Origin of the sequence: Bacillus sp. SM2101 (assembly GCF_018588585.1) — a bacterium.
Classification (GTDB): domain Bacteria; phylum Bacillota; class Bacilli; order Bacillales; family SM2101; genus Nanhaiella; species Nanhaiella sioensis.
In genome coordinates this window covers 64,423-82,316 of sequence record NZ_JAEUFG010000001.1, presented here as the reverse complement: position 1 = coordinate 82,316, position 17,894 = coordinate 64,423, and the positions used below count along the sequence as shown (strand labels likewise).

Here is a 17,894-nt window from a genome sequence, read left to right as displayed (position 1 = left end):
GCTAAAAGAACCTCTTTTGATCTTTTTCCTCTTTTAATATTTCTACAGCCTCTCGAAAACGTTGCGCATGAATAATTTCTCTTTCTCTCAAAAAACGTAATCCATCATTCAAATCAGGATCGTCACTTAAATTGATAATCCATTGATAAGTTGCCCTAGCTTTTTCCTCAGCTGCAATATCTTCATATAGATCAGCAATCGGATCACCTTTTGCTGCAATATAGGATGTCGTAAATGCATCACCACTTGAGTTTTCGTAAAACAAGGCTTTTTCATGGTTTGCATAATGTGAACCTAAACCAGCTGCTTTCAATTGTTCAACAGTAGCGTCTTTTGTAAGTTTATAAACCATCGTTGCAATCATTTCTAGATGGGCAAATTCTTCAGTACCAATATCGGTTAATAAACCGATAACTTTATCAGGAATCGTATACCTTTGATTGAGGTACCTTAGTGCAGCAGCGAGTTCTCCATCTGCACCACCGTATTGTTCAATGAGGTACTTTGCAAGTTCTGGATTACATGTACTAACCTTTACTGGGTATTGTAGTTTTTTTTCATATATCCACATATCGTAAGAACACACTCCTTTTAACTTATGTCATTTGTTATATTTGCCATGGCCAAGGAGATTCGTTCCAATTCCATGGGTAGCCAGCATAGCTATTTCCATATTGTTGCAAAGGACCGTAAATAGGCTCAAGTTGTTTTGTTACTTGGTGTTTTTTTGTTACATAATGATTGAATTGTTGAATTGCTTCATAGTCTCCAGGGTGTGTATCTAAGTACAAAGATAATTCAAGGAGCACAAAATCTATCGACTGCAGTTCCTCCATCAGTGAATAAAATTGTTCGGGTAATTGTTTATTCATTGTGATTCTCCCCGCTCTTCTACCTCATTTGGACCATAGTATGGATCATAAAAGATAGGCCATAATGTTCCTTTTCTTAATGCTTCTTTTGCTGAATATTGTGGTAGCCGGTTTGGTTGGAATGTTATATATAGATTAGGTGGGGTAACGAAATATTTTTCGTATATGGGGTTACACGGATCATGTGGGCTAATATACGGATGATATGATTTTCTAAAAGTAACCATTGATAACCTCCCTGTTTAAATTCTTTTTCAAAGTATCATTCCATTTTTATGTTTTATTTTAAGGTTTCATGCCCACAGAATAAAAAAACATATACTTATAGGAGGAAAACTATTTTCTTTGTAGTATAATATATTATAGAGATAATATAGAATAGAGGTGTTTTTTATGTTTGTAAAGAGCCTACTTATCCCAAAAAGTAAATGTATATCGGTAGCTCATGATGAGTCTATCCAAACAGCTTTGAAGAAATTAAATGATCATCAGATTGATGCACTACCTATCGTAATGAACGAAAGTTATGTTGGTACCTTAACCCGATATCAAATATATGAAAGTTACTTTCAATCAACGTATAGCAAAGAAGAGTTTTTATCGAAAACGACAGCAAGTGAATTAGCTACTCATCAGGATACATACCTAGAAGGTGAAGAGGTTTTTGAAAAGACGTTAGTCCAATTAAAAGATTTTCCTTTGCTAGCAGTTGTAGACGAAGATAAAACATTTTTAGGGATTGTCACTCGTTATGATGTATTGAAACAGTTCCAAAGTGCATTTGGCATGCAAAAACCTGGTGTTAGAATTGCGTTTTCATCTGTAGAAACTGAAGGAAGAATAGCTAGGTTAGCAGAAATAGCAAGGAGTTTCCATGAGCACATTATTTCATTGGTCACTTTTGACGAGACAGATAAGTTAGTTCGAAGAATTGTCATGAAAATTGAAAAAAAGGACAATATTGATAAATTTGTTGCGAAGTTAGAGCAATCTGGTTTCCGCGTTCTAGATATATACGAAGACTAAGCCTTTCTATGTTCATGATTTAATCCTTCCATACATAAATGTAGTATGGGGGTTTTTTTTTATGTTAATGAAGATAATGAGTTTAATTACCGGTTTTTTATGTGGCTATGTCTTTATTCGTTGGATTCCAATTGAATCTCCAGTGACTTTGTCAGGACTTTTAAACAACCTTATATTTGATCCGTTAAAGTTCATTGCTGCGATGATCTGCTTTTTTGTAGGTTTTATTTGTAATGCCTTTTTAATAAGAAGTGCTATTGAACAAACTTATTTAATCTTCAAAAAAAATAAAGTTTCTTTTCTTGATATTGCTTTATCCTACGCGGTTTTACCTAGCTTTTACTTGTTATTTAATATGGGGTACTGGCAATCATTAATTTATTTATGCTTTGCTGTGATTTATGGTATGATCTCAATAGACTTGAAGAGGAACTCAGTTATTGAGCTAAATCGTTAGGGAGGAAACATGATTTTTTTTGTTATCACAATAATTTTATTAGGATTTTTAATTAGCTATATGTTTTATGAGGCGTTTCAAAACAATGTGAGAGAAATTACTCTTGAATTCAACACCTTTCCTGCTAGCATAGATTCATTTAAGATGTTTTTTATTTCAGATATTCATCGTAGAAATATTGCTGACGAGATTATTAACAAAGTTAAAGGGGAAGTTGATTGTGTAGTCATAGGTGGGGATTTAATGGAGAAAGGTGTCCCCTTTTCTAGAGTAAAGGCTAACCTTCAGAAATTAAAGGAAGTCGGACCGATTTATTTCGTATGGGGAAATAATGATTATGAAGTTGATTATCACCAATTAGATGCCTTACTCCTTGATTACGGAGTGAAAATATTAGACAATACAGCGGAGACCTTAGAATCGGCACAAGGTGAAAAGATTATTATGATTGGTGTCGATGACATGACATATATGCGCGATCGAGTTGATCTAGCACTATTAGACGCTGAGCAAGATGGGTTTAAAATTTTGATAAGTCATAATCCAAAGATTATCCAAAAAATAACGATGGAAGATGACATTAAACTGATTTTGAGTGGACATACTCATGGGGGGCAAATACGTTTTCTTAAATGGGGACTTTATGAAAAAGGCAAATTAAGAAAGGTCGATTCAACCAATATACTCGTTAGTAACGGCTATGGAACGACAGGTTTACCTCTTAGGCTAGGAGCTCCTTCTGAAACACATCTTATAACGTTAAAAAAATGTGATGAATGAACGGTAGGTATTATTCATACATGAGGAAGAAACTTGCTTAATTAATGACAAAATGCTTGTATTTATTATATAAAACATTGTAAACTGATAATTAAATCTAAGAACCTTTTGTTCGATTGAACATAAACTATAAGAAACTTGAGGATGTGTAGGTGGGGAGAGCTGATTATGAGACTCGAGCGTTTGAACTACAATAAGATTAAAATTTTCCTAACATTTGATGATTTAGTCGATCGTGGTTTGACAAAAGATGATCTATGGCAGGATTCTATAAAAGTCCAGCAATTATTCCGTGACATGATTGATGAAGCAAGTGAAGAGCTGGGTTTTGAAGCAAATGGATCAATAGCAGTTGAAATATTCTCCATACCAGCTCAAGGGATGGTCGTTATTGTAACGAAAGACCATGCAGATGTGGATGTAGATGATGAATTTTTAGATGACTATATCGAAATGAAGGTTACTTTAGATGAAAGCGATGATTTATTTTATGAGTTTTCATCAATTGAAGATGTTATTCAGTTAGCAGGACGACTATTTTTGTTAAACATTACCGACGGAAAATTATATTCGTATAATAATCGTTTTTATATTCACTTTGATGAAAAAATTGACTTGTATAAAGAGCATTTTATCGCAGTTGTAGCTGAGTTTGGAAATCCTGCAACGATTACTACACATCGTGTTCATGAATACGGTAAGTTGCTAATGGATGAAAATGCCATACAGCAACTTTATGAGTATTTTATCAAAAAGTAAAAGTCCTTTTTATTTTTTAAATAAAGAGGCTTTTTCTTGTGGAAAAAACAAAAATGAAACCGATTACATTTTTGGGTATAAAAATTAAGAAACTTGTTTTTTTCATCTTGCATTCTATGTAAGAAGGTGTATACTATGTCATGAAAGGTGGACACTAACCTTTAAAAAGTGTTGTTACAAATAAGGGATAAAAAGAACGGAAATGAAACTGAGGTAGGCACATAATAATTGCCATGTCATTTGACAACCGTTGAATCAGTATACTGTGAAGTATATTTGAAAAGCCTTTTTCCGGTTTTTTGACATCCTCTATAAGTGATTTTTTTCTAGGAGGTTTATCAATGGTAGCCGATAATAACACCGCTGGTGAGCATGGTAAAGAAGACAAACTAGATGTCCTAAAATCAACACAGACTGTAATACATAAAGCTTTAGATAAGTTAGGATATCCTGAAGAAGTTTATGAGCTATTAAAAGAACCAATTCGTATGATGACAGTGAAAATTCCGGTAAGAATGGATGATGGGTCAGTTAAAATTTTTACTGGTTATCGAGCACAACATAATGATGCAGTCGGACCAACAAAAGGGGGTATTCGATTTCATCCAAATGTAACTGAAAAAGAAGTTAAAGCGCTGTCAATTTGGATGAGTTTGAAGTGTGGTATTGTTGATTTACCTTATGGTGGAGGAAAGGGAGGCATCGTTTGTGATCCTCGAGATATGTCTTTTCGAGAATTAGAGCGGTTAAGTAGAGGGTATGTACGTGCCATTAGTCAAATTGTCGGACCTACAAAAGATATTCCAGCACCTGATGTATTTACCAATTCACAAATCATGGCTTGGATGATGGATGAATATAGCCGCATAGATGAATTTAATTCACCAGGATTTATTACTGGAAAGCCTTTAGTATTAGGTGGCTCACACGGTCGTGAATCTGCAACAGCTAAAGGGGTTACAATCTGTATACGTGAAGCCGCTAACAAAAAAGGTATTGATATTGAGGGTGCCCGAGTAGTAGTTCAAGGGTTTGGTAATGCAGGGAGCTATTTATCAAAGTTCATGAATGATGCAGGCGCAAAAATTGTAGGTATTTCAGATGCATATGGCGCTCTTTATGATCCAGATGGTTTAGATATTGATTACTTACTTGACAGAAGAGACAGCTTCGGAACAGTAACGAAGCTATTTAATAATACAATTACGAATAAAGAATTATTGGAACTTGATTGTGATATATTGGTACCAGCTGCAATTGAAAATCAGATTACTGAGCAAAACGCTCATAATATTAAAGCTAGTATTGTTGTAGAAGCTGCTAATGGTCCTACGACAATTGAGGCGACTGAAATATTATCAAAACGTGATATACTACTTGTTCCTGACGTATTAGCAAGTGCAGGTGGTGTTACAGTATCGTATTTTGAATGGGTACAAAATAATCAAGGTTATTATTGGACAGAAGAGGAAGTAGAAGAAAAGCTTGAGAAAGTAATTGTGAAATCATTTAATAATATATATGAAACATCAAAAACGCGCAGAGTCGATATGAGGCTAGCTGCATATATGGTTGGCGTTCGTAAAATGGCGGAAGCCTCACGCTTTCGTGGCTGGATTTAAGGTCAACCAAAATTTAAAAATATGTATAATTAATAACGTTAGTGTAAATATCGTTGCATGTAATTATAAAATCCCCTATCATTTTGATAGGGGATTTGCTTTTGGAATCTGTGATTCTGTACGCAGATCAAAAGCATCTCGAGTTGACTAGTTAAACCATCTATCCCTTTAAGAATTAACGACATATCAACTGAATAACGTACTTCATAAACTGTACCTCCAGAGCTAATGGGCAGGGAGGTGAGTATTCGTATATATTCAGCAAGGAGTGAAATATCATGCAAAAGGAAGACGTAATAATTGTAGGTGGTGGACCATGTGGTTTGGCGGCAGCTATATCGCTACAATCTAAGGGTTTTTCTCCACTTATTATTGAAAAAGGTAATATTGTTAATGCAATTTATCATTATCCTACACACCAAACCTTTTTTAGTTCTAGTGAAAGGTTAGAGATAGGAGATGTACCTTTTATAACAGAAAACCGTAAGCCAGTTAGAAACCAAGCATTAGCTTATTATCGAGAAGTAGTCATTAGAAAAAATTTACGAGTGAATACATTTGAAAAAGTAGCTAAAATTTCAAAAAGTAACCGTGGAGTTATAGAAGTAGTTACTTCTAATCAAACATATGAGACAACAAATGTGATCATTGCAACAGGATATTATGACCATCCAAATTTCATGAACGTACCAGGCGAAGAACTAGAAAAAGTACATCATTATTTTAAGGAGGCTCACCCCTACTTTGACACGGATGTTGTAGTTATTGGAGGCAAGAATTCTGCGGTGGATGCTTCGCTTGAGCTTGTTAAAGCTGGTGCAAGAGTGACAGTGTTGTATAGAGGTAATGAATACTCAAATAGTATTAAACCATGGATATTGCCAGAATTCGATGGCTTAATTCGAGATGGTGTTATTAAGATGGAATTTGGAGCTCACGTTACACAAATTACTGAAGATAAAGTATTTTATCATGTTAATAATGAGGAAAAATGTGTAAAAAATGATTTTGTATTTGCGATGACAGGCTATCATCCAGATCATGCATTTTTGAAAAATATCGGAATAGATATAGATGTGAAAACTGGACGACCTGTTTTTCACCCAGACACGATGGAAACAAACGTGTCAAGTGTTTTTGTGGCAGGTGTCATAGCAGCCGGAAATAACGCAAATGAAATATTTATAGAAAATGGACGTTTTCATGGAGAACAAATTGCATCATATCTTAAAAAAAAATAGACAGGGTTAAATGTATTTAGTTTATGTAGTATCTTTAATCAGGTGGAGAGTCTATTCCACCTGATTTTCTTATGTATGTTTATCTTTTTACGAAAACCACCGTTTTATAGAAGAAACGATCTGCGTGGTTATACGTGTTAAAGGCTCTCTTGTAGACTATCGCATAATTGCATTATTAAAAATGATTTAGCTTTAATGGCATAGGCGATTTAATTTATGAAAAAAAGTTGTTAATTTGTTCATGATTGTTAGTAACTTCTAAAGCGATCATCAATTTAATTCTTGCCTTTTGACCATTTAGTCCATTAGAAAAGATAATACCAAGATTCTTTAATTCTTTCCCACCACCTTTATATCCATAAATATCTTGTACAATCCCATTGAAACAGCGAGAAACTAACACGATTGGTATGTTATCTTCAATAAGATCTTGTAGTCTACCTACAGTGTTAGGGGGAAGGTTACCTTGACCTAATGCTTCAATAACTAAGCCATCAAGTTGAATTGATTTAATCGCGTTAAATATTGAATCATCCATACCTGCATAAGCTTTTAATAATACAACGTTCTTCTGAATGCTTTTGATAGAAAATTTATCTCGGCTAGAAGGAATGTGGTGGAAAAACACCCCCCTTTTTGTAACGATGCCAATTGGACCATATTGTGGACTTTGGAAGGTCGCAATATTGCTAGTATGTGTCTTTGTAACATTTTTGGCAGTATGAATTTCATCATTCAGAACAACTAACACACCTTTCCCTCTAGCATCTTCACTTGATGCAACTTTAACTGATGAAATTAAATTATATAAACCATCTGCACCAATTTCGTTACTTGACCTCATCGCACCTGTAATGACAATTGGCACGTCAACTTGTATAGTTAAATCAAGAAAATACGCGGTTTCTTCTAATGTATCCGTTCCATGTGTGACAACTACGCCTTCAATACAGTCACTAACTACTTTCTCTTCAATTTGTTGTTTAAGCTGTAGCATTTCAATAGGCGTGATATGAGGTGAAGGAAGGTGAAATAGTTCTATTACCTGGACCTGTGCGATATCAGATAAAGATGGTGTACTATCATGCAATGGGTTTATTTCATCAGGTGCAACATTGCCTGTTTTTTCATCCTCTTTCATAGAAATGGTACCACCAGTATGAATAATTAATATCTTTTTCACTTAATACACTCCCTTTTAAGAATAAAAATATTTCAATTTTCTATAAGTCTAACCTTTACTATCCTGTAATTAAATCATCCCAAGTGAAAAATTAAATGCTTCATCTTTTTTCCAATTAACACCTGAAAATGTATATGGATGTTATTTTCAAATATAGTTTATCATGGTACGATACATTTAACATTTAAAAAGAAAAGAGGACAGATGATGATAGCGGTTGTTTCCGCAGGTATTGCTCCTGGCCTAGCTTTGTTATGTTATTTTTATTTAAAAGATGATTATGAGGTTGAGCCTATATCTATGGTTGTAAGATCTTTTATTTTTGGCGCAATCTTAGTTTTTCCTATTATGTTTATTCAATATGTAATTCATGAAGAATATAATATCAGCTCAAATTTTATTGATTCATTTCTCGTAACAGGCTTACTTGAGGAATTTATTAAATGGTTCATATTATTTTATACAGTATATCAACATATAGAATTCGATGAGGTTTATGATGGAATTGTTTACGGTGTAAGTGTTTCATTAGGGTTTGCAACTGTCGAAAATATATTATATTTATTTGCGCAGGGGGTAGAGACTGCAATTATGAGAGCGATGTTACCTGTCTCAAGTCATGCACTGCTAGGGGTTGTGATGGGGTATTATTTAGGTAAGGCACGTTTTTCCGAGGAAACGAGCAAAAATAAATGGTTAATCCTGTCTCTGGTGACCCCGTTTATGCTACATGGATTATACGATTATATCATTTTAATAGCACAACAATTAGTACAAGAAAAGTGGATTTTATTTATCATCCCTTTTATGATATTCCTATGGTGGTTAGGTTTACGCAAGGTGAAAAAAGCACGTGCTATCAAACATATATATTAGATACAGGGTATAAATGATATTTATACTGCGGATAGTTATTTCACTATGTTCAAAACTTACTTGTGCGAGTTCCTTTAAGATTGTCTCTTGCAATAGAGGCGATCTTTTTATTTTGCATTTTCGAATGATTTGTAGCTTTTCGTCATGAGACCTAAATACAGAAATTCAACGTTTCTTCTCTAAATACTATAAAAATGATCTATTACACATCAGTTCCTGCAATAAAAGTGAAAAAAGTCATAAAGTTGACGAAGAAGAACCTTTTTCTTATGACTGACTATACAACAATCAGCGGCTCGTAAAAGAAGGTGTCATTTAGCTATTTTGAGATATTAGAAAAGCTTGTAAATCGACAATTTATGCAATGAAAATCCTTTCATTCACAGCATGACAAGCTAGTGTTCAACGTTATTATGGAAATCCAAGGCTGCCATGCAACTCGTGCTGAGGTATTCCTACATAATACCTTTTACCCAATAAAGTGAAAACGAATGTTAAAAAGATAAATTTTTTATCGTGAACTCACTTTAAAAGTATTTTGATATTTTTCTTTGCAAGAACAACCTCATTGCACTGTTTTAAAGAAGAATAGATGCCATGAAAGCTAGTTTCTTTTTATTAAATCTACATATGACGACAATCTAAGCAAAAACAATCTCTGAATAAAAAGTCTATGTCTACGGAAATCTAATAGTTGAAATTGTAGTATGTGAAAAGAGTTGGAGGTTAACAGAATGGACAAAAAATTATGTAATAAAGTATTTTTACTTGCCCTAACATTTACTTGTCTCATGCTTACAAACACTTCACCGATCGTCACAAATGCTTTTAGTAATCAAGTCATACAAAAAGGTGCTGTCGGTGACGACGTTATAGAATTGCAATCTCGCTTACAATTCATAGGTTTTTTTAAGGGGAAAATAGATGGAGTATTTGGATGGGGCACATATTGGGCTGTACGTGAATTTCAATCTGAGTTTGGATTACCAGTCGATGGTATAGCAGGACCTAGTACAAAAGATAAGCTAGCTAATGCCTCAAAATTTAATAAAGATTTTGTTTATGAACAAATTAATAAAGGAAATCATTTTACTCATTATGGAAACGTTGATTTAGAAAAGCAAGTAAAACAAAAAAAGCAGCAAAAAGAGTCTAAACCAGCGAAGAAATCGCAAAAAGGAACGGCACCTAAAAAGTCAACTGCAATGAATATTCCAAGCGGTTACTCGCAAAATGATATTCAACTCATGGCGAATGCAGTATATGGAGAATCTCGAGGAGAGGAATATATCGGGCAAGTAGCAGTGGCCGCAGTCATTTTAAATCGAGTAGAAAGCAGTTCCTTTCCAAATACAGTCTCAGGTGTCATATTTGAACCTAGAGCATTTACAGCAGTTGCTGACGGTCAAATATGGTTAACTCCTAATGAAAAAGCGAAAGAAGCTGTTTTAGACGCAATAAATGGATGGGATCCTTCAGAAAATGCACTTTATTATTTTAACCCAGATACAGCAACAAGTGAATGGATTTGGACCCGTCCACAAATCAAAAAAATTGGTAAACATATGTTTTGTAAGTAGAGAGGCGGGATATTTTGATTAGAGGAATAATAATAGGAATATTAACATTAGGTGTAGCGAGTGTATCGTACTGGGGGTATCAGGAACATAGAGAAAAAAACGCAATTTTAATTCAGGCAGAAAATAATTATCAACGTGCATTTCATGACTTAACTTTTCAACTTGATTTGCTACAAGATAAGATAGGAACAACATTAGCTATGAATTCTCCTTTATCGCTTTCTCCTGCACTAGCGGAAGTATGGAGAATTACATCAGAAGCACATTCTGATGTAGGGCAATTACCTTTGACGTTATTACCTTTTAATAAAACGGAAGAATTTTTATCAAAGATTGGTGAATTTAGCTATCGAACTGCGATTAGAGATTTAAATAATCAGCCATTATCAAAGGACGAATATGAGACATTAAAAGTGCTTTATGGAAATGCTGCTGAGATTCAAAATGAGCTAAGAAAAGTACAATACCTTGTGTTAGAAAATAACTTACGGTGGATGGATGTTGAATTAGCATTGTCTACCGGCGACGAGCAAATGGATAATACGATTATAGATGGGTTTAAGACAGTAGAAAAAAACGTCGAAGGCTATTCGGAAACAAATATGGGACCAACATTTACGAGTTTAAATATGAAAAATGAAGGCTTAGAGCAAATAAAAGGTGAAAAGATTGATGAAGCCAAAGCTCAAAAAATTGCGATTGACTTTCTTGGTTTAAAGGGAGATGAGAAAATAAAGATTAGTGAAAATGCTGACGGTTCAAACTATGATTTTTATAGCTTAACAATCGAGGATAACAAAAATAAAGCTAATACGTATATGGACATAACTAAAAAAGGGGGCTACCCTATTTGGGTGATTCAGGACCGAGAGGTTAAAGAACAACAAGTAAGTTTAAATGATGCAGCTAATAAAGCAGCTACATTTTTAAAAGAGAATAAGTTTGAAAACCAGCAGCTTTTTGAGAGTGCTCAATATGCAAATATAGGAGTGTTTACGTTTGTTACCGAGAGGGATGGTGTAAGAATTTATCCTGATTCAATAAATATGAAAGTAGCCCTAGATAAAGGGAATATTATTGGATTCTCTGCTCGGGATTATTTAACGGCTAAGAGGGACAGGGACATCCCACAAGCAACATTAACAGTAGAAAAGGCAAAAGAAAATATAAACCCTGATGTAACAATAATGGAAGAGAGACAGGCGATCATTGTAAATAACTTAGGAGAGGAAGTTTTGTGCTTTGAGTTTATAGGTACGATCGACTCAGATACTTATCGAATCTTCATAAACGCAGAAAATGGTTTCGAAGAAAAAGTTGAAAAACTAAAAAATGCAGAGCCAATCTACGAACAGCTTTAAGGCTGTTCTTTTTCGTGGTTTCATGATTTAATAGTATTAATATATTAACATATTTTAGTGTATTTTTGGTTTGATTAATTACATAGGAGTGGTTTAGATGTTGAAAGTAGGGGATACGATTATACTTTCTCAAACAAGTGATGAACAGACAGATACATATAAATGTAGAATTGTTGAGTTGAATAAAAAATACATCTATATTGATTATCCAATTAATACGTCAACAGGAAAATCAGCATTTTTTACGAACGGTACTCACTTTAATGCTAAATACATAAGAAAAGATCAGCAAGTTTATACATTTAAAACACATATTACTGGCAAAACTAAACAACAAATTCCTATGATTACGTTAGAAAAGCCAGCAAAGGACAAGTTTGTAAAGATACAAAGAAGACAATTTGTTAGAATTGAGACTTCTGTCGATGTTGCGGTACATCCTAAGTATGATGACTTTCCTCCTTTTTTAACTGTTACGAGTGATTTAAGTGCAGGTGGAGCAGCCTTGATTATGCCTCAAGGTGTAGAGGTTGCACCTGATACAGAGATGTCAGTATGGTTTGTTCTTCCTTACCAGTCAGGAGAGTATAAATATTTGAAAATTCCATGTAATGTCATTCGGGTAGTTGGAGAGGATGATAATGACAGAAAAAAAGCGACAATTAATTTTCTTGACATGAAAGAAACCGAACGCCAAATGCTGATTAGATACTGCTTTGAACAGCAAGTAGCCATGAGGAAAAGATAATTTTAGTTATTTTCTTTTGATTTGAGCGTTTATATTAAAGGCTCTTGTAGGAAATTTGTTGTTATTGAGAATTTAGAACCAGTTTATATTATTTTAAATGAGAAAAGATACAACGAATGCTTGGTTTATGCGGAATTATTACTAATTACCAAAAGTAACAATTAATACAAAAACAGCCATATAAAAATGTTGATTGCATAATTTACTCTGTTTTTTAGCACAATAATTAAAAACGGAGTGTTTAAATTGAAAAGATTTGAAGGTATTATCATGAAGCTAGTCATCATTCAAGTTATTTTTTTAATCATAGCTCAAAGTTTATTAGCTCACAATGATGTAAAGCCATATATATCCAAATTGGTTGACTATGAGGGAGTGCAAAAAAATAACTTTACAATTGTGCTTGAAACGTTCGACCAGTAGGTCAGTGTATGTTACAATATAGAGGGAATTTTATTAAAGATATACTCTGCGCTTATGTGTGAAAAGGAGATTTTCATGTTTTTTATGATCTGCAGCATGTTAATTTTCTTGTATTAATGAGCGCTTTTTATTTATCTTTGTAAGTAGTTGTAGGAGGCATCATGAAAAAACTGATTTCAATAGCGATTGACGGTCCAGCAGCCGCAGGAAAAAGTACAGTTGCAAAAATTATAGCAGAGCAATTATCCTATATTTATATTGATACAGGTGCAATGTATAGAACTATTACGTATAATGCATTGCTGAACCAACTTAATCTAGAGGATGAAAAAGTATTAATTCATTTATTAAAAGATACGGATATTCAATTAAAGCCATCAATAGATGGACAAATTGTTTTTATGAATGGAAAAAATGTTACAGAAGAAATTCGCACAGATGATATTTCTAATCAAGTATCAATAGTAGCTAAACATAAACTCGTTCGAGAAGAAATGGTACTTAGGCAACAACGATTTGCTCAAGACGGCGGCGTGGTTATGGATGGAAGGGACATCGGTACTCATGTACTTCCTGATGCTGAGGTAAAAGTATTTTTATTAGCATCTGTTGAAGAAAGAGCCAAAAGACGCCATGAAGAAAATATTAATAAAGGTTATGATTCAAACATCGAACAAATAATGAATGATATAGAATTAAGGGATAAACTTGATTCCGAGCGTGAGATTGCACCTTTGAAAAAAGCTCCTGATGCGATAGAGATAGACACAACATCGTATTCGATCCTTGAGGTTGTTAATATGATTATGGATATCGTTAAAGAGAGGATTTGATAAGGTTGGCTTTTTATACAATAGCAAAAAATATTGTTTGGGGGATATTAAAGCCGTTATTTCGCATAAAAATTATCGGATCAGAAAATATCCCTAAAGAAGGATCAGTATTAATTTGTTCAAACCACATATCTGTATTAGATCCACCCGTTGTTGGCATTACTTCAACTAGACCTATTCATTTTATGGCAAAAGAAGAACTTTTTCGAGTGCCAATATTAAAAACAGCGATTAGCAATTTAAATGCTTTTCCAGTAAAGCGTGGCATGGGTGACAGGAGCGCTATTAGGAATGGCTTAGCAATATTAAATGATAATAAAGCATTAGGAATATTTCCTGAAGGCACTAGAAATAAAGAAGGAAATCTCGGTAAAGGTTTAGCTGGCGTTGGGTTCTTTGCACTCCGATCAAATGCACTTGTAGTACCATGTGCGATCATTGGACCGTATAAACCGTTTCGTAAGCTTTATGTGGTTTATGGGCGGCCTGTTGATATTACTGAGATGCGTAAACAAAAAGCATCAGCAAGTGAAGTGACCGATGTAATTATGAATGCAATTGGTGAAATTCTTGAAAATTATGATGTTAAAGCAAGTTAACACTTGACAAAAGGTTTTATTTGTAAGAAGTTATTAAAAAGAACTTTTAAAGCTGTTGTTGGGGAATTAAGGAGGTAAATAGAGATGACTGAGGATTTGAATCAAGTGGAAGTAACAACCTTTGAAGTTGGCGATGTAGTAAAAGGACAAATCACAAAGGTAGAAGAAAAGCAAGTATATATTGATGTAGAAGGTAGTAAACTAAGTGGTATCATTCCAATAAGTGAACTATCTAGTTTACATGTAGAAAAAGCAAGTGATGTAGTTTCAGTTGATGATATGTTAACAGTAAAGGTTAAGAAAGTAGAAGAAGATGCATTAATTTTGTCTAAAAAAGAAATTGATGCTGATCAAGCATGGGATGATTTACAACAAAAATTTGAATCTGGTGAAATTATTGAGGCAGAAGTAAAAGACGTTGTAAAAGGTGGACTAGTTGTAGATATTGGCGTAAGAGGATTTATTCCAGCATCTCTTGTGGAAAAATTTTATGTAGATGATTTCACGGAATATAAGGGTAAGCAATTAACATTTAAAGTAGTCGAGTTAGATAGAGATAAAAATAGAGTTATTTTGTCACACAGAGCTGTCGTTGAAGAAGAAATAGAAACGAAAAAACAACAACTACTAAATACTTTACACGAAGGTCAAGTGTTAGAGGGAACAGTCCAAAGATTAACGAACTTTGGGGTTTTTGTTGATATTGGTGGAGTTGATGGTCTTGTACATATTTCACAACTCTCACACAATAGAGTAGAACAGCCGGCAGAAGTTGTTGAAGTAGGTCAAGAGGTTAATGTGAAAATATTGGCTGTTGATCGAGATAATGAACGTATATCCCTGTCAATAAAAGAAACTTTGCCTGGCCCATGGTCAAACATTTCTGATAAGTTAAAAGCTGGTGATATTCTTGAAGGAACGGTTAAGAGACTAGTATCATTTGGTGCATTTGTAGAGGTATTACCAGGAGTAGAGGGGCTCGTTCATATTTCTCAAATATCAAACTCTCATATAGGAACACCTCATGAAGTGTTGAAGGAAGACCAAAGCGTTAAAGTGAAGGTATTAGATGTTAACGAAGCTGAAAAACGAATTTCGTTAAGTATTAAAGAACTTGAGGAAAATGTGAAAGAAGAAGTAGAAAGTAATTATCAAGCTTTAGAGGAAAATACAGGGTTTCAGTTAGGCGAAGTCATTGGTGATAAACTAAACGAATTTAAATAATGGTGATGGATTTGAGTAGAGCAAAAAGGAAGCAAGAGCATATATTGTTTGCACTTGAAACAGGGCAGAAGCGAAATAATGGTTTCGATGATGTCCAGTTTGTCCACCAGAGCTTACCAAATATAGCATTAGACAATATTGATGTTAGTACAGAATTAGGCGAACTTAAGTTAAGTTCGCCTATTTTTATCAATGGAATGACTGGTGGTGGTGGAGAGGAAACGACAAAGATAAATAAAAGCCTTGCTATAGCTGCTAATGAATGTAATGTTGCCATGGGTGTTGGCTCAGGAATGTCAGCACTTAAAGATCCAGCTGAAAAAGAATCGTTTCAAATCATTAGAAAGGTAAATCCGAATGGGATTGTCTTCGCAAATATCGGTAGTGAAGCTACGGTGCAGGATGCACAGCGAGTAGTTGAAATGATCGAGGCTAATGGCTTACAAATACACTTAAATGTAATCCAAGAGCTAATTATGCCCGAAGGTGATCGTGACTTTACAAGTGCGTTACATAGAATTGAAAAAATCGTACATGGATTAGAGGTTCCTGTTTTAGTTAAAGAAGTTGGCTTCGGTATAAGTAAAGAAACAGCTCAACAGTTGTTTGATATTGGTGTGAAAATCATTGACGTAGGTGGATACGGAGGAACTAACTTTTCTAAGATTGAAAATAAGAGGCGTATAGACACATTAAGTTACTTTGATAATTGGGGGATTCCAACAGCTGCTTCTATTTGTGAGGTGCGAGCTAGCCAATCTGAACTTTCAATCGTAGCGTCTGGTGGCATACAAAATGCTTTAGATGTGGCCAAGGCAATTGCGCTAGGAGGAAATGTAACTGCTTTTGCTGGTTACTTTTTATCAATATTAACTAACCATGGTTTACACGGCTTAATCGATGAGATTACGAAGCTTAAAGAGCATTTAAAGATAATTATGACAGCTTTAGGTACGAGAACGATTCCAGAACTTCAACATAGCCCTTTAGTCATTAAAGGGGATACGTATCAATGGCTATGTCAAAGAGGAATTAATATAAGTCAATATAGTAAAAGATAAGGCTGGGACATAAGTTGAAAACTAACTGATTATTATATATTACGCAAAAATAAAACCGCATGAAATCAAGGTTTTTAAATTTGATTTCGTGCGGTTTCTTCATTTTATATTGGGTTTTGTCCCAGCCTCTTTTATCGCAACAACTGGTTTAATGCGTATGTCATCGTTTTTAGAAAAGGCGCCCCGAAATCTAGTTACGTACGTATTTATATCTTAATACGAAAATAACAATCATTGCGAAAACATCCTTTTTATAAGGATGTTTTATTTTGTTCGATTAAATTACAACGGCTAAATGAGTTTTATGCAATGGTCTTTCTGTAGCTACCTTTAGAAAACAACAAACACTCAGGTGTTACTGTTCTTGCCCATTGCGTAATCTAGCTTGACTAGGACTCTCAAGTTCTGTTGCACCACGGTAATGTAGAGCTTGATCTCTATCAGATTCAGTTTGCTTCCTTTTTTGCAGTTTTTTTTCCTGTCGATCTTTTCCCATTCAATAACCTCCAAGTTGTTTGTTTTTAAATAACACTAACAAGATAATTCTAATATTCGTTTTAATAAAGCTATCTATTCATGATGTTTTTCATTTAATTGGATTAAATTTTTTGTTTTGTAGCAATAATGGTTATGAAGGGAGAATTGGTCGTGGAGGGACAATTTTTTTATTGGTTCTTTTGGTCTTTGTGGGTTATAGCAACTTTTTGTCTAAATAAGAGTACGAAGAGATTAATGATAGCGATAGTTGCATTATTAACAATCATACTTTCGGTAAGTACGTTAAAAAATGACAGCATGTCTGTGTCATATAGTTATGTAATGTTACTAGTCGTATGTTATGCAGTCATATCTAAAAAGCGCTGGAACCAACAAATATATACGTTTATTTCAATGATTACCATTACATTTGCTTATGTTAGCTTTCATTTATTTGAGTTGTTTGATCCCGTTTGGGTTTTATTTGATCGAAAGTGGATGCTATCTATCCCATTAGTATATGTCACTTTTATGCTTGCTAAAAATGCAAAAGATAGAGTGGTTTTATTTGTAACCGGATTATGTCACGGTGAGTTATTATACTTTATCATTTTACAGAGATTTAACTTTTATTATGAGATTGGTTCACTTAATTTTCTAGATGTAGTCTCCATAGGGTTATTTTTAATTATGAGTTGGGCTGCGTTTGAATATTTTACAAAATATTTTGATCTGTTAATTCATAAAAACATAAAGGAGAAACAAGGCTAAG

The 17,894-nt window shown here is 34.1% G+C and carries 21 protein-coding genes; 16 read left to right on the top strand and 5 right to left on the bottom strand.

Annotated elements, in window-relative coordinates; translation table 11 throughout:
- Position 1: 1 nt before the first annotated feature.
- The 3 genes from JM172_RS00445 to JM172_RS00435 are packed head-to-tail and all read right to left on the bottom strand — an operon-like array spanning position 2 to position 1,099.
- A complete protein-coding gene (locus tag JM172_RS00445; RefSeq protein ID WP_214480076.1) occupies positions 2 to 571 on the bottom strand; it encodes a manganese catalase family protein in 570 nt (189 codons plus the stop codon).
- Positions 572 to 608: 37 nt separating this feature from the next.
- Positions 609 to 872 carry a spore coat protein CotJB gene (locus JM172_RS00440; protein ID WP_214480075.1) on the bottom strand — a complete coding sequence of 88 codons (264 nt, stop codon included), beginning with the start codon at positions 870 to 872 and terminating at the stop codon, positions 609 to 611.
- Positions 869 to 1,099, bottom strand: coding sequence for a spore coat associated protein CotJA (locus JM172_RS00435; protein ID WP_214480074.1), 231 nt, complete (start codon positions 1,097 to 1,099; stop codon positions 869 to 871). The genes JM172_RS00440 and JM172_RS00435 overlap by 4 nt, the downstream gene beginning before the upstream one ends.
- Before the next feature lie 166 nt (positions 1,100 to 1,265).
- Between JM172_RS00435 and JM172_RS00430 the strand changes: the two genes are divergently transcribed.
- From JM172_RS00430 to JM172_RS00405, 6 genes are all read left to right on the top strand, one after another.
- Complete coding sequence (locus tag JM172_RS00430; RefSeq protein ID WP_214480073.1) at positions 1,266 to 1,898, top strand: CBS domain-containing protein; 633 nt, start codon at positions 1,266 to 1,268, stop codon at positions 1,896 to 1,898.
- Between the two features lie 61 nt (positions 1,899 to 1,959).
- On the top strand, positions 1,960 to 2,355 hold the full coding sequence (locus JM172_RS00425) for a hypothetical protein (RefSeq protein WP_214480072.1): 396 nt from the start codon (positions 1,960 to 1,962) through the stop codon (positions 2,353 to 2,355).
- Between the two features lie 9 nt (positions 2,356 to 2,364).
- Positions 2,365 to 3,135, top strand: coding sequence for a metallophosphoesterase (locus tag JM172_RS00420; RefSeq protein WP_214480071.1), 771 nt, complete (start codon positions 2,365 to 2,367; stop codon positions 3,133 to 3,135).
- 168 nt (positions 3,136 to 3,303) lie between these two features.
- A complete protein-coding gene (locus JM172_RS00415) occupies positions 3,304 to 3,894 on the top strand; it encodes a genetic competence negative regulator (protein WP_214480070.1) in 591 nt (196 codons plus the stop codon).
- 341 nt (positions 3,895 to 4,235) lie between these two features.
- Positions 4,236 to 5,516 (top strand): Glu/Leu/Phe/Val family dehydrogenase, encoded by a 1,281-nt coding sequence (locus JM172_RS00410; RefSeq protein ID WP_214480069.1) that lies wholly within the window; start codon positions 4,236 to 4,238, stop codon positions 5,514 to 5,516.
- Positions 5,517 to 5,794: 278 nt separating this feature from the next.
- Positions 5,795 to 6,757: a YpdA family putative bacillithiol disulfide reductase gene (locus JM172_RS00405; RefSeq protein WP_214480068.1), complete on the top strand. Its 963-nt coding sequence runs from the start codon at positions 5,795 to 5,797 to the stop codon at positions 6,755 to 6,757.
- Positions 6,758 to 6,971: 214 nt separating this feature from the next.
- On the opposite strand, the gene JM172_RS00400 is transcribed toward JM172_RS00405, so the two are convergent.
- Positions 6,972 to 7,940 (bottom strand): asparaginase, encoded by a 969-nt coding sequence (locus JM172_RS00400; RefSeq protein ID WP_214480067.1) that lies wholly within the window; start codon positions 7,938 to 7,940, stop codon positions 6,972 to 6,974.
- Positions 7,941 to 8,147: 207 nt separating this feature from the next.
- Between JM172_RS00400 and prsW the strand changes: the two genes are divergently transcribed.
- The 9 genes from prsW (at position 8,148) to fni (ending at position 16,645) form a co-directional block, all read left to right on the top strand.
- Entirely contained in the window at positions 8,148 to 8,816 is a 669-nt protein-coding gene (prsW, locus tag JM172_RS00395; RefSeq protein ID WP_214480066.1) for a glutamic-type intramembrane protease PrsW, read from the top strand.
- Positions 8,817 to 9,607: 791 nt separating this feature from the next.
- Entirely contained in the window at positions 9,608 to 10,396 is a 789-nt protein-coding gene (gene sleB, locus JM172_RS00390) for a spore cortex-lytic enzyme (RefSeq protein ID WP_250886450.1), read from the top strand.
- A 14-nt stretch (positions 10,397 to 10,410) separates the two neighbouring features.
- Positions 10,411 to 11,757, top strand: a complete 1,347-nt coding sequence (gene ypeB, locus JM172_RS00385; protein ID WP_214480064.1) for a germination protein YpeB — start codon at positions 10,411 to 10,413, stop codon at positions 11,755 to 11,757.
- A gap of 97 nt (positions 11,758 to 11,854) precedes the next feature.
- Positions 11,855 to 12,505 (top strand): flagellar brake protein, encoded by a 651-nt coding sequence (locus tag JM172_RS00380; RefSeq protein ID WP_214480063.1) that lies wholly within the window; start codon positions 11,855 to 11,857, stop codon positions 12,503 to 12,505.
- A 237-nt stretch (positions 12,506 to 12,742) separates the two neighbouring features.
- Positions 12,743 to 12,928, top strand: coding sequence for a YpfB family protein (locus tag JM172_RS00375; RefSeq protein ID WP_320208488.1), 186 nt, complete (start codon positions 12,743 to 12,745; stop codon positions 12,926 to 12,928).
- 161 nt (positions 12,929 to 13,089) lie between these two features.
- A complete protein-coding gene (cmk, locus tag JM172_RS00370; protein ID WP_214480061.1) occupies positions 13,090 to 13,761 on the top strand; it encodes a (d)CMP kinase in 672 nt (223 codons plus the stop codon).
- A gap of 5 nt (positions 13,762 to 13,766) precedes the next feature.
- Complete coding sequence (locus JM172_RS00365; RefSeq protein WP_214480060.1) at positions 13,767 to 14,360, top strand: lysophospholipid acyltransferase family protein; 594 nt, start codon at positions 13,767 to 13,769, stop codon at positions 14,358 to 14,360.
- An 84-nt stretch (positions 14,361 to 14,444) separates the two neighbouring features.
- Entirely contained in the window at positions 14,445 to 15,584 is a 1,140-nt protein-coding gene (gene rpsA, locus JM172_RS00360; RefSeq protein ID WP_214480059.1) for a 30S ribosomal protein S1, read from the top strand.
- Between the two features lie 11 nt (positions 15,585 to 15,595).
- Positions 15,596 to 16,645, top strand: coding sequence for a type 2 isopentenyl-diphosphate Delta-isomerase (fni, locus tag JM172_RS00355; protein WP_214480426.1), 1,050 nt, complete (start codon positions 15,596 to 15,598; stop codon positions 16,643 to 16,645).
- Between the two features lie 355 nt (positions 16,646 to 17,000).
- On the opposite strand, the gene JM172_RS00350 is transcribed toward fni, so the two are convergent.
- The gene (locus tag JM172_RS00350; RefSeq protein WP_214480058.1) at positions 17,001 to 17,141 is read right to left on the bottom strand and encodes a YpzI family protein; all 141 of its coding nucleotides are present in this window, start codon (positions 17,139 to 17,141) and stop codon (positions 17,001 to 17,003) included.
- Positions 17,142 to 17,293: 152 nt separating this feature from the next.
- Here JM172_RS00350 and JM172_RS00345 point away from each other — a divergent pair, with 152 nt between their 5' ends.
- Positions 17,294 to 17,893, top strand: a complete 600-nt coding sequence (locus tag JM172_RS00345) for a YphA family membrane protein (protein WP_214480057.1) — start codon at positions 17,294 to 17,296, stop codon at positions 17,891 to 17,893.
- Position 17,894 lies beyond the last annotated feature (1 nt).